11 protein-coding genes are annotated in these 12,026 nt (G+C 71.2%); all 11 read right to left on the bottom strand.

All coding sequences use genetic code 11. The annotated features are described in order from the left end of the window. Positions 1 to 67: 67 nt before the first annotated feature. On the bottom strand, positions 68 to 1,726 hold the full coding sequence (gene pgi, locus OHA86_RS29095; RefSeq protein WP_329179944.1) for a glucose-6-phosphate isomerase: 1,659 nt from the start codon (positions 1,724 to 1,726) through the stop codon (positions 68 to 70). Positions 1,727 to 1,837: 111 nt separating this feature from the next. Then, the gene (locus OHA86_RS29090) at positions 1,838 to 2,173 is read right to left on the bottom strand and encodes an RNA polymerase-binding protein RbpA (protein ID WP_073497103.1); all 336 of its coding nucleotides are present in this window, start codon (positions 2,171 to 2,173) and stop codon (positions 1,838 to 1,840) included. Between the two features lie 181 nt (positions 2,174 to 2,354). Next, positions 2,355 to 2,591, bottom strand: coding sequence for a preprotein translocase subunit SecG (gene secG, locus OHA86_RS29085; protein WP_251489898.1), 237 nt, complete (start codon positions 2,589 to 2,591; stop codon positions 2,355 to 2,357). A 98-nt stretch (positions 2,592 to 2,689) separates the two neighbouring features. Further along, entirely contained in the window at positions 2,690 to 3,469 is a 780-nt protein-coding gene (tpiA, locus tag OHA86_RS29080) for a triose-phosphate isomerase (RefSeq protein ID WP_329179940.1), read from the bottom strand. 3 nt (positions 3,470 to 3,472) lie between these two features. Beyond that, positions 3,473 to 4,687: a phosphoglycerate kinase gene (locus OHA86_RS29075; RefSeq protein ID WP_329179938.1), complete on the bottom strand. Its 1,215-nt coding sequence runs from the start codon at positions 4,685 to 4,687 to the stop codon at positions 3,473 to 3,475. 137 nt (positions 4,688 to 4,824) lie between these two features. Next, entirely contained in the window at positions 4,825 to 5,829 is a 1,005-nt protein-coding gene (gene gap, locus OHA86_RS29070) for a type I glyceraldehyde-3-phosphate dehydrogenase (RefSeq protein ID WP_329179937.1), read from the bottom strand. Positions 5,830 to 6,401: 572 nt separating this feature from the next. Continuing rightward, a complete protein-coding gene (gene whiA, locus OHA86_RS29065) occupies positions 6,402 to 7,379 on the bottom strand; it encodes a DNA-binding protein WhiA (protein ID WP_327291665.1) in 978 nt (325 codons plus the stop codon). Further along, positions 7,370 to 8,380 carry a gluconeogenesis factor YvcK family protein gene (locus OHA86_RS29060; RefSeq protein ID WP_329182600.1) on the bottom strand — a complete coding sequence of 337 codons (1,011 nt, stop codon included), beginning with the start codon at positions 8,378 to 8,380 and terminating at the stop codon, positions 7,370 to 7,372. The genes whiA and OHA86_RS29060 overlap by 10 nt, the downstream gene beginning before the upstream one ends. Before the next feature lie 2 nt (positions 8,381 to 8,382). Then, positions 8,383 to 9,309, bottom strand: a complete 927-nt coding sequence (gene rapZ, locus OHA86_RS29055; RefSeq protein ID WP_443054156.1) for an RNase adapter RapZ — start codon at positions 9,307 to 9,309, stop codon at positions 8,383 to 8,385. Continuing rightward, entirely contained in the window at positions 9,306 to 11,444 is a 2,139-nt protein-coding gene (uvrC, locus tag OHA86_RS29050; protein ID WP_329179935.1) for an excinuclease ABC subunit UvrC, read from the bottom strand. The genes rapZ and uvrC overlap by 4 nt, the downstream gene beginning before the upstream one ends. Positions 11,445 to 11,540: 96 nt before the next feature. Further along, a complete protein-coding gene (locus OHA86_RS29045; RefSeq protein ID WP_329179933.1) occupies positions 11,541 to 11,960 on the bottom strand; it encodes a Rieske (2Fe-2S) protein in 420 nt (139 codons plus the stop codon). Between the last annotated feature and the right edge of the window lie 66 nt (positions 11,961 to 12,026).

Below are 12,026 nucleotides of genomic sequence, written 5' to 3'. Positions count from 1 at the left end.
GAACCGCGCGACCGGCCCCAGAGGGGCGCGGGTCGCCACGACGGTTCCCCGCGCCCCTGAGCCGTGCTCAGCGCCCGCGCAGCTCGCGGTACCGGGCCACCAGGTGCTGGGTGCTCGGGTCCAGGCCCGGCACCTGCGCGCCCTCGCTCAGGGCCGGCTCGACCCGCTTGGCGAGCACCTTGCCCAGCTCGACGCCCCACTGGTCGAAGGAGTCGATGTTCCAGATCGCGCCCTGCACGAACACCTTGTGCTCGTAGAGCGCGATGAGCTGCCCCAGCACCGAAGGGGTCAGCCTGCTCGCGAGGATCGTCGTCGTCGGGTGGTTGCCGCGGAAGGTCTTGTGCGGGACCAGTTCCTCGGGGACGCCCTCCGCCCTGACCTCGTCGGGGGTCTTGCCGAAGGCCAGCGCCTGGGTCTGCGCGAAGAAGTTGGCCATCAGCAGGTCGTGCTGCCCGGCCAGCGGCCCGAGTTCGGCCAGCGGCTGCGCGAAGCCGATGAAGTCCGCCGGGACGAGCTTGGTGCCCTGGTGCAGCAACTGGTAGTACGCGTGCTGCCCGTTGGTACCCGGCGTGCCCCACACCACGGGCCCGGTCTGCCAGGTCACCGGGTTGCCGTCGCGGTCGACGGACTTGCCGTTGGACTCCATGTCGAGCTGCTGGAGATACGCGGTGAACTTGCTCAGGTAGTGGCTGTACGGCAGCACCGCGTGCGACTGGGCGTCGTGGAAACCGCCGTACCAGACGCCGAGCATCCCCAGCAGCAGCGGGGCGTTGCGCTCCGGCGGCGCGGTCCTGAAGTGCTCGTCGACCAGGTGGAAGCCGGCCAGCATGTCCCGGAAGGCGTCGGGGCCGATCGCCAGCATCAGCGACAGGCCGATGGCCGAGTCGTAGGAGTAGCGGCCGCCGACCCAGTCCCAGAACTCGAACATGTTCGTCGGGTCGATGCCGAACTCGGTGACCTTCTCGGCGTTGGTGGACAGCGCCACGAAGTGCTTGGCCACCGCCTCGTCCCCGGCGCCGAGCTGTCCGAGCAGCCACTGCCGGGCCGAGGTGGCGTTGGTGATGGTCTCGATGGTGGTGAAGGTCTTGGACGCGATGATGAACAGCGTCTCGGCCGCGTCCAGGTCCCGCACCGCCTCGTGCAGGTCGGCGCCGTCGACGTTGGACACGAACCGCACGGTCAGACCGCGGTCGGTGTAGGAGCGCAGCACGTCGTAGGCCATGGCGGGGCCGAGGTCGGAGCCGCCAATGCCGATGTTGACGATGTTCCTGATCCGCTTGCCGGTGTGGCCGGTCCACTCGCCGGAGCGGATGCGGTCCGCGAAGACGCCCATCTTGGTGAGCACTGCGTGCACGGCCGGTACGACGTTGTAGCCGTCGACCTCGATCGTCGCGGACTGCGGGGCGCGCAGCGCGGTGTGCAGCACCGCGCGGTCCTCGGTGGTGTTGATCTTCTCGCCGCGGAACATCGCGTCGCGCAGCTCGAACACGCCGGTCGCCGCGGCCAGTTCGCGCAGCAGCCGCAGCGTCTCGTCGGTCACCAGGTGCTTGGAGTAGTCCAGGTGGAGATCCCCCACCTGGAGGGTGTAGCGGCCGGCCCTGCCGGGGTCGGCGTCGAACAGCCCCCGCAGGTGAGTGCCCGCCGCTTCCTCACGGTGCTTGCCGAGCGCATGCCATTCGGGGCGCTGGTCAAGACGGTTCTGGCCCTGCGCGTTGGTTACGGACATCAGTCCACTTCTCCTCGTCCTCGCTGCAGGATCAACGCTAATTGATGATGCTGCGGAACGAGGGCCCGGCACCCGGGAGGAGTGGACGTGGCGGCGGACGCCGCCGCGCGGTCAGATCTCGCCGCGCAGCTTCGCCAGCGCCTCGGCGAGGATCGCCTCGCCGTCCGCCGCGGAGCGCCGCTCGCGCACGTAGGCGAGGTGGGTCTTGTAGGGCTCGGTCCGCGGCGGCGCCGGCGGGTTCTCCTCGTCCTGGCCGGCCGGGAAGCCGCAGCGCGGGCAGTCCCAGGTCTCCGGGATCTGCGCGTCGCTGGCGAAGCTCGGCTGGGTCTCATGCCCGTTGGAGCACCAGAAGGAGATGCGGAGGCGCGGCGCGGACTCGCCGCGCTCGGCCTCTCCCATCGGCCCCGCTCCGACCCGACTGCCACGGATCGCGTTGCCACTTGCCACGGTCGTAACTCCCTGCGTGATGGTGCTGCGAGATCGCCCAGTTTACGGGGACCTTACGTGCCGTCCAGTGGCAGGCGCACGACCCGCCCCCCGATGACGTCTTCCCATAGTAAGCCGCGGTGGCGACGAGGCGTCAGTTCACCCTGGATGCGCGGGAGTCGACGCGGATCCGGCAGGCGCCTCAGTTCTGGTACTTCATCACCAGGCCGAGCACGACAATGCACGTGAACCACAGCAGACCGATCACCACGGTGATCCGGTCGAGGTTGCGCTCGGCCACCGAGGAACCGCCGACGGAGGACTGCATGCCACCGCCGAACATGTCCGACAGGCCGCCGCCCTTCCCCTTGTGCATCAGCACCAGCAGCAGAAGCAGCAGGCTGAAGATGATGAGGGCGATGGAGAACCCGATGACCACGGCTGGACCAACTCTCTCGACTGCATGACAACGGCACGGGGCCGACCGTGCGGATACACGGTTCGGCCCCGCCAGGGTACTTCACACCGCTCCGGACATCACTGGTCGCGGAAGCGGACGATCTTCACGAATTCCTCCGCGTCCAGTGCCGCGCCGCCGACCAGGGCCCCGTCGACGTCCGGCTGCGCCATGATCGCGGCCACATTGCCCGCTTTGACCGAGCCGCCGTACTGGATACGGATGCCGTCCGCGGTCTCCTGGTCGTACAGCTCGGCCAGCCGGGCCCTGATCGCGCCGCAGACCTCCTGGGCGTCCTCGGGGGTGGCCACCTCGCCGGTGCCGATCGCCCAGACCGGCTCGTAGGCGATCACGATGCTGGCGGCCTGCTCGACGGGGATGTCCTTGAGCGCCCCGTCCAGCTGCGCCAGGGTGTGCGGCACCTGCTGCCCGGCCTTGCGGACGTCCAGGCCCTCGCCGACGCACACGATCGGGGTGAGGCCGTTGCGGTAGGCGGCCTTGACCTTGGCGTTGACGATCTCCTCGTCCTCGCCGTGGTACTGCCGTCGCTCGGAGTGACCGATGGCGACGTAGCTGCACTTGAACTTGGCCAGCATCGGCCCGGAGATCTCTCCGGTGTAGGCGCCCGAATCGTGCGCCGAGATGTCCTGGGCGCCGAACTTGATCTTCAGCCGGTCGCCGTCGACCAGGGTCTGCACGGAGCGCAGGTCGGTGAAGGGCACCAGGACGGCGACCTCGACGGCCGCGAAGTCCTTGTCGGTGAGCCCGAAGGCGAGCTTCTGGACGTGGGCGATGGCCTCGAGGTGGTTGAGGTTCATCTTCCAGTTCCCCGCCATCAGCGGGGTGCGGGTCTCGGTCATCGTTCAGCCCTCCAGGGCGGCAAGGCCGGGCAGCGTCTTGCCTTCGAGATATTCCAGGCTCGCGCCGCCGCCGGTGGAAATATGGCCGAAAGCGTTCTCGTCGAAGCCCAGGATGCGGACGGCCGCGGCCGAGTCGCCGCCGCCGACCACCGTGAAGGCCGGGGAGTCGATCAGCGCCTGGGCGACCGCGCGGGTGCCCTCGGCGTAGTCGGGGTGCTCGAAGACGCCCATCGGGCCGTTCCAGAAGACCGTGGCGGCGTCCGCCAGCTTGGCGGCGAAGAGCTTGCGGGACTCGGGGCCGATGTCCAGGCCGATGACATCGGCGGGAATGGCGTCCACGGCCGAGGTGACCGGCGAGGACGGCGCCTTCGTCTTGAGGTCGGGGAATTCGGTGGCGCCGACCACGTCGACCGGCAGCACGAATTCCACACCCTTGGCCTTGGCCCGCTCCAGGTAGTCGCGCACGACGGGGAGCTGGTCCTCCTGGAGCAGGCTCTTGCCCACCTCGTGGCCCTGGGCCTTGAGGAAGGTGAAGACCATGCCGCCGCCGACCAGGATCCGGTCGGCCTTCTCCAGCAGGTGGTCGATCACCCCGAGCTTGTCGGAGACCTTGGAGCCGCCCAGCACCACCGCGTACGGCCGCGAGACGTCCTCGGTGAGCTTCTTGAGCACCCCGACCTCGGTGGCGATCAGACCGCCCGCCGCGTGCGGCAGCCGGGCCGGCAGGTCGTAGACCGAGGCGTGCTTGCGGTGCACCGCGCCGAAGCCGTCGCCGACGTAGATGTCGGCCAGCTCGGCGAGCCGGTCGGCGAAGGCGCCGCGCTCGGCGTCGTCCTTGGCGGTCTCGCCGGCGTTGAAGCGCAGGTTCTCCAGCAGCGCGACCTGGCCGTCCGCCAGGCCCGCCACGGCGGCGCGCGCGCTGTCGCCGACCGTGTCGGCGGCGAACGCCACGTCATGGCCCAGCAGCTCGCCCAGCCGCGCGGCGACCGGCGCGAGCGAGAACTGCGGGTCGGGCTCGCCCTTGGGGCGGCCCAGGTGCGAGGCGACGATCACCCGGGCGCCGGCCTCGGCGAGCTTGGTGATGGTCGGTACGGCGGCCCGGATCCGGCCGTCGTCGGTGATGGTCTGCCCGTCCAGCGGCACGTTCAGGTCGGCGCGGACGAACACCCGCTTGCCCGCCACCTGCCCCTGGCCGATGAGGTCGTCGATCGTCTTCATCTTCTGCGGTATCTCCGGTCTGCTACGAGTGGGCTGGCACGGAGACAGGGTCCGGCCGGGCGCTCCGTCGCGCCCGGCCGGACCCTGTCTCTTGCATCGCTGTGCGCGGTGTCGGCTACTGGCTGCCGGTCACCCGGTCAGAGCTGGCCGCCGACGAAGACCGTCAGGTCCACCAGGCGGTTGGAGTAGCCCCACTCGTTGTCGTACCAGCCGATGACCTTGGCCGTCTTGCCCTGGACCATGGTCAGCGACGAGTCGAAGGTGCAGGAGGCCGGCCAGTTGACGATGTCCGACGACACGATCGCGTCCTCGGTGTAGTCCAGCAGGCCCTTGAGCTGGCCCTGCGAGGCCTTCAGGAACGCGGCGTTGACCTCGTCCTTGGTGACCTCGCGCTCCAGGTCGACCACCAGGTCGGTGACCGAGCCGGTGGGGACCGGGACGCGCATCGCGATGCCGTCCAGCTTGCCCTTGAGCTGCGGGATGACCAGCGCGGTGGCCTTGGCGGCACCGGTGGTGGTCGGGATGATGTTCTCGGCGGCGGCGCGGGCGCGGCGCAGGTCCTTGTGCGGGAAGTCCAGGATCCGCTGGTCGTTGGTGTACGCGTGGACCGTGGTCATCAGGCCCTTGACGATGCCGAAGTTCTCCAGCAGCACCTTCGCCATCGGCGCCACACAGTTCGTGGTGCAGGAGGCGTTCGAGATGATGTTGTGGTTCGCCGGGTCGTACGCGTCCTGGTTGACGCCCATGACGATGGTGATGTCCTCGTCGGTGGCGGGCGCCGAGATGATGACCTTCTTGGCACCGCCCGCGATGTGCTTGGCGGCGTCGGCCGCCTTGGTGAAGATGCCGGTCGACTCGATGACGATGTCGATGCCCAGCTCGCCCCACGCGATCGCGGAGGGGTCGCGCTCGGCCAGCACCTTGATCGTCTTGCCGTCGACCGTGATGGAGTCCGCGGTGTGGGTGACCTCGGCCTTGAGGCGTCCCAGAATGGTGTCGTACTTCAGCAGGTGCGCCGTGGTCGCGGTGTCACCCAGGTCGTTGACAGCCACGATCTCGATGTCCGCGCCCTGCTCCAGGGCGGCGCGGAAGAAGTTACGCCCGATGCGGCCGAAGCCGTTGATGCCTACCCGGATCGTCACGAACCGATCTCCTCGCTCAGTCGCCGGAATCCACTCCGGCTGCGAAATATGGGATGTCCCCGACCACCCCCGACCCTACCTCGCCCCTGTCCCCCGGGTGACATCCCCCACCCTCGCGGCTGCGCCGCGCCAAGGGGTTCCCCTCCCCCGGGCACGGGGGCTGTGCGGCTCCCCTTGGGCAAGCGGCGCCCTCCCGGGGCACGGCGGATGTGCGGCTCCCGCGCCGCGGGGGTGACCCTCCAGCACCGTGGGGCTGCGGCTCCCGTGCCGCGCAGGGCGCCCACCAGGGGCGCGGGGAACTGCGCGCTCAGCCGACCACCGGCCGGTGGTCCGTATACGACCGCAACAGCCCCTTCGGGCCGGTGACGACCCGCGCGCGGGTGGTGGGCCGGCCGCACAGTTCCCCGCACCCCTGGTGGGCACCCACCGACGCGGTCGTGCACCCGGCCCCGCGCCAGCGGAAGCGCGCCCACCGACGCAGCCGTACCGCCCGGCCCCGCGTCAGCGGAGGGGGACCCGGGAGCGCAACGGTGCGCAGGAGCGGGGGCGGCCCGGGGACGGGGGCGGAGGAGTCAGCCGACCATCTCGTCGGTGAGGTTGGCCTCCGTGCCGGGCAGGCCAAGATCGGACGCCCGCTTGTCGGCCATCGCCAGCAGCCGCCGGATCCGCCCGGCCACCGCGTCCTTGGTGAGCGGCGGCTCGGCCAGCGAGCCCAGCTCCTCCAGCGACGCCTGCTTGTGGTCCATCCGCAGCCGCCCGGCGGCGGCAAGGTGCTCGGGCACCTCGTCGCCCAGGATCTCCAGCGCCCGCTGGACCCGCGCCCCCGCGGCGACCGCGGCCCGCGCGGACCGCCGCAGGTTCGCGTCGTCGAAGTTGGCCAGCCGGTTCGCGGTGGCCCGGACCTCGCGCCGCATGCGGCGCTCCTCCCAGGCCAGCACGGAGTCGTGCGCCCCGAGCCGGGTCAGCAGCGCGCCGATCGCGTCGCCGTCGCGTACGACGACCCGGTCCACATTGCGCACCTCGCGCGCCTTGGCCGGGATCTGGAGCCGCCGCGCGGCGCCGACCAGGGCGAGCGCGGCCTCCGGACCCGGGCAGGTCACTTCGAGGGACGACGAGCGGCCCGGCTCCGTGAGGGAGCCGTGCGCGAGGAAGGCCCCGCGCCAGGCTGCCTCCGCGTCGCAGGTGGCGCCGGAGACGACCTGCGGGGGCAGCCCGCGGATGGGCCGCCCGCGACCGTCCACCAGGCCCGTCTGCCGGGCCAGCTGGTCACCGCCGGCGACCACCCTGACCACGTACCGGCTGCCGCGGCGCAGCCCGCCCGGCGCCATCACGACCAGGTCGGAGGAGTGGCCGAAGATCTCCAGGATGTCCTTGCGGAGCCGCCGCGCGGCGATCCCGGTGTCCAGCTCCGCCTCGATCACGATCCGGCCGCTCACCAGGTGCAGACCGCCGGCGAAGCGGAGGATCGACGAGACCTCCGCCTTGCGGCAGCAGGTCCGGGTGACGGGAAGCCGGGAGATTTCGTCCTTCACCGCTGCCGTCATCGCCATGGGCCGATCCTTCCACGCATACGAAAAATCCGGTCATACGCGGCGGCCAACAGCTCCGGGTCGTGCCGCGGCCCGTCGGGGGCGGCGACCGGGGCCAGTTCGACCGTGCCGCCCAGCCGTAGCGCGGCCTCGTCGAGGCTGTCACGGTCCGGGACGGCGGCCTCGTCGGCGAGAACCACGTCGATGGTGAGTTTAGGGGCGTGTCGCCCCAAAACCTCCAAGTGACGCTGCGGAGAAAATCCGTCGGTTTCGCCGGGTTGCGGCGCGAGGTTCAGCGTGAGGACCCGCCGGGCCCTGGTGGTCATCAGTGCCTCGGCCAATTCCGGCACCAGCAGGTGCGGGATCACCGAGGAGAACCAGGACCCGGGTCCGAGCACCACCCAGTCGGCGTCGAGCACCGCCTGGACCGCCTCGGGCACCGCCGGCGGGTCGGCCGGCCGGAGCATGACCTCCAGCACCTCGCCGGGGGTGAGGGCGACCGTGGCCTGGCCGCGGACGGTGGAGACCGCGTCCGGCTCGGCGGGGTCGTGGCCCCGTACGACGGCGTGCAGGTCGAGCGGGACGGCGGACATCGGCAGCACCCGGCCGTGTGCGCCGAGCAGCCGGCCGACCCATTCGAGGGCGGCGACCTCGTCGTTGAGCTGCTCCCACAGGGCGACGATCAGCAGATTGCCGACCGCGTGGCCGTGCAGGTCGCCGCCGCTGACGAAACGGTGCTGCACCACCTTGGACCAGGTCCTGCCCCACTCGTCGTCCCCGCACAGCGCCGCCAGCGCCTTGCGCAGGTCGCCGGGCGGCAGCACCCCCATCTCGCTGCGCAGCCGCCCGCTGGACCCGCCGTCGTCGGCGACGGTGACCACCGCGGTGAGGTCGCCGGTGATCCGGCGGAGCGCCGCCAGCGAGGCGGCGAGACCGTGGCCGCCGCCCAGGGCAACCACTTTCGGCGCCGCCCCGCGCCCGCGGCCCGTACGGCCGCCGCGGCGCTGCCGCCGGCCCGTCATGATCACTCGCGCCCCATGTCCCTGTGCACCGTCACCGTCTCCACTCCGTCCGCCGCCAGCCGTGCGGCCAGCCGTTCCGACATCGCCACGCTGCGGTGCTTGCCGCCCGTACAGCCCACGGCGATCGTCACGTACCGCTTGCCCTCGCGCCGGTAGCCGGCGGCGATGATGTGCAGCAGCTCGGCGTACCGGTCGAGGAACTCCTTGGCGCCGGGCTGGTTGAACACGTACGTGGCCACCTCGTCGTTGAGCCCGGTGAAGGGGCGCAGCTCCGGCACCCAGTGCGGGTTCGGCAGGAAGCGGCAGTCCACCACCAGGTCGGCGTCGACGGGCAGCCCGTACTTGAATCCGAACGACATGACGGTGGCCCTGAGTTCCTGCTCCTCCTCGCCGGCGAACTGCGCGTCGAGCTTGGCGCGCAGTTCGTGCACGTTCAGGCTGGAGGTGTCGACCACCAGATCGGCGTCGCCGCGCAGCTCGCGCAGCAGGTCGCGCTCGGCCCCGATGCCGTCCACGATGCGGCCCTGGCCCTGCAGCGGGTGCGGGCGGCGCACCGATTCGAATCGGCGCACCAGCGCGTCGTCGGAGGCTTCGAGGAAGATCACCCGGCGCTTGACGTGCTTGGTCTCCAGGTCCGCGAGGGACTCCCTGAGGTTGTCGAAGAACTGCCGGCCGCGTACGTCCACCACGACCGCGATCCGGGCCACATTGCCCTGGGAACGGGCGCCGAGGTCCACCATGGTCGGGATGAGGGCGGGCGGCATGTTGTCGACCACGAACCAGCCCAGGTCCTCCAGGCACTTCGCCGCGGTGCTGCGGCCCGCTCCCGACATCCCGGAGATGATCACCAGTTCGGGGATGGCCTGCCCGGCCTCACCCGCTCCGCCGCTGGTCATATGAGTGCTGTCCTGTTCGTCCTGCTCGCTCATGTGCTCTTCCCCCGATGTTGTCGGCCGGACGCCGGAGGCGGTGTGCCCGCGGTCGTACGGTCGTCCTCTTCGATGATCTCTCCGGTCGCGGTGTTCACCGCGGGTGCGGCCGGGGCCGCGGACGCCAGGGCCGCGGCGACCGTCTCCGCCGTGTGGCGGCCGATCCCCTGGACCTGGCAGATCTCCTCGACGGTCGCCGCGCGCAGCCGCTTGAGCGAACCGAAGTGCTTGAGCAGTGCCTGCTTGCGCGTCTCGCCCAGGCCCGGCACCGCGTCGAGGGCGCCGGCCTTCATCGACTTGGAGCGCTTGCTGCGCTGGTAGGCGATGGCGAAGCGGTGCGCCTCGTCGCGGACCCGCTGGAGCAGGTACAGGCCTTCGCTGCTGCGCGGCAGGATCACCGGGTCGTCGTCGCCCGGCACCCAGACCTCTTCGAGCCGCTTGGCCAGTCCGCACACGAAGACGTCGGCTATCCCCAGCTCGTCCAGCGCCCTGCGGGCCGCGGCGACCTGCGGCTGGCCGCCGTCGACGACCACGAGCTGCGGCGGGTACGCGAACTTGCGCGGCCGGCCGGTGTCCGGGTCGATGGGTCCGCCGACGGCTTCCTCGTGGCCCCCGTCGTGGCCCCCGTCGTGGCCCCCGTCCCGGCCGGTGCCGTCGCCCTCGGCCCCGGCTGCCGCCTGCGGCTGGTCGGGCTCCCACTCGCCGGTCTTCTGCTTCTCCAGCAGATAGCGGCGGAAGCGGCGGGAGATCACCTCGTGCATGGAACGGACGTCGTCCTGGCCCGCGAACGACTTGATCTGGAAGCGGCGGTATTCGCTCTTGCGGGCGAGCCCGTCCTCGAAGACCACCATCGAGGCGACCACGTCGTCGCCCTGCAGATGGCTGATGTCGTAGCACTCGATCCGCAGCGGCGCGGTGTCCAGGTCGAGGGCTGCGGCGATCTCCTCCAGCGCCCGGGAGCGGGTGGTGAGGTCGGAGGCCCGCCGGGTCTTGTGCAGGGCCAGCGCCTGCGACGCGTTGCGCTGGACGGTGGCCATCAGGTCCTTCTTGTCGCCGCGCTGCGGCACCCGCAGGCTGACCTGCGAGCCGCGCCGGTCCGACAGCCACTGGGCGAGCGCCTCCGCGGGCTGGGGCAGCGCCGGGACCAGCACCTCCTTGGGCACGCCGCCGCTGCCGCCGGACTGCTCCGCGTCGCCCCGCTCGTCGCCGTAGAGCTGCTGGATCGCGTGCTCGACCAGGCCCGCGGTGTCGACCGCCTCGACCCGGTCGGTGACCCAGCCGCGCTGGCCGCGGACCCGGCCGCCGCGGACGTGGAAGATCTGCACGGCGGCTTCGAGTTCGTCCTCGGCGACCGCGATCAGGTCGGCGTCGGTGGCGTCGGCGAGCACCACCGCGTTCTTCTCCATGGCGCGGCGCAGCGCCTCCAGGTCGTCGCGCAGCCGGGCCGCCTGCTCGTACTCCATGGCCGACGCGGCGTCCTTCATGCGCTGTTCGAGCCGGCGCAGATACGTACCGGTGTGGCCGGCCATGAAGTCGCAGAACTCCTCGGCCAGTTCGCGGTGGTCGGGCTCGCTGATCCGGCCGACGCAGGGCGCGGAGCACTTGTCGATGTAGCCGAGCAGGCAGGGCCGGCCGATCTGGGCGGAGCGCTTGAACACCCCGGCGGAGCAGGTGCGGACCGGGAAGACCCGCAGCATCAGGTCGACGGTCTCGCGGATCGCCCAGGCGTGCGCGTAGGGGCCGAAGTAGCGGACGCCCTTGCGCTTGGGGCCGCGCATCACCTGGACGCGCGGGAATTCCTCGTTCATGGTGACGGCGAGGGACGGATAGCTCTTGTCGTCGCGGTACTTGACGTTGAACCGCGGGTCGAACTCCTTGATCCAGGAATACTCCAGCTGCAGCGCCTCGACCTCGGTGGAGACGACCGTCCACTCCACGGCGGCGGCGGTCGTCACCATGGTGGCGGTGCGCTGGTGCAGGTTGGTGATGTCCTGGAAGTACGAGGACAGGCGCTGGCGCAGGCTCTTCGCCTTGCCGACGTAGATCACCCTGCCGTGCTCGTCCCGGAATTTGTAGACCCCGGGAGAGTCGGGGATCTGGCCCGGCTTCGGTCGGTAGCTGCTGGGGTCTGCCATGCTTCCCACCCTACTGGCGGGATACGACAAACCGGGGGCAGGCTCGGGGTCCCGGAATCCCGGAGTCCGGGTCCCTGGGCCCCGCCCGCCGACCGGTCAGCTCGCGGGTCCCGCGGTGATCCTGCCGCCCGCCACCGTGACGTGGACGGCGGGCAGCGCCTTGGTCGCCGGTCCCTGGACCACGGCCCCGGTCTCGGCGTCGAACCGGCTGCCGTGGCAGGGGCAGGAGATGGTCGTGCCCTCCACCGAGTCGACCACGCAGCCCTGGTGGGTGCACACCGCGCTGAACGCCTTGAAGGCGCCCTGCTGCGGCTGCGACACCACGACCTTGTCCTCGCGGTAGAGCTTGGCGCCGCCGACCGGCACCTCGCTCGCCGCGCCCAGCTCCACGGCTTTGGCGGGACCGTCGGCCGAGCCGTTCTTGCCGCCGCAGGCGGTCAGTCCGATTCCGGCGGCCCCGGCCAGCGCCGCGCCCCGCAGGACGGTACGGCGGCAGGCGGGCAGTTCGCTGGTCATACGTGCTCCAGGTGGTACGGCTCGCACCGCACGCTGCGTGCGGTGCGACCCGTACCTTACGTGCCC

Source organism: Streptomyces sp. NBC_01477, from assembly GCF_036227245.1.
GTDB lineage: Bacteria > Actinomycetota > Actinomycetes > Streptomycetales > Streptomycetaceae > Actinacidiphila.
Note: the sequence above shows the minus strand (reverse complement) of the source record. Positions and strands in the feature narration are given on the sequence as shown.

Coding starts and splice junctions, on each gene's coding strand:
- uvrC (WP_329179935.1), bottom strand. CDS start 11,444: ATGGCAGACCCCAGCAGCTACCGACCGAAGCCGGGCCAGATCCCCGAC.
- pgi (WP_329179944.1), bottom strand. CDS start 1,726: ATGTCCGTAACCAACGCGCAGGGCCAGAACCGTCTTGACCAGCGCCCC.
- whiA (WP_327291665.1), bottom strand. CDS start 7,379: ATGGCGATGACGGCAGCGGTGAAGGACGAAATCTCCCGGCTTCCCGTC.
- tpiA (WP_329179940.1), bottom strand. CDS start 3,469: ATGACCGAGACCCGCACCCCGCTGATGGCGGGGAACTGGAAGATGAAC.
- OHA86_RS29045 (WP_329179933.1), bottom strand. CDS start 11,960: ATGACCAGCGAACTGCCCGCCTGCCGCCGTACCGTCCTGCGGGGCGCG.
- rapZ (WP_443054156.1), bottom strand. CDS start 9,309: ATGAGCGAGCAGGACGAACAGGACAGCACTCATATGACCAGCGGCGGA.
- OHA86_RS29060 (WP_329182600.1), bottom strand. CDS start 8,380: ATGACGGGCCGGCGGCAGCGCCGCGGCGGCCGTACGGGCCGCGGGCGC.
- OHA86_RS29075 (WP_329179938.1), bottom strand. CDS start 4,687: ATGAAGACGATCGACGACCTCATCGGCCAGGGGCAGGTGGCGGGCAAG.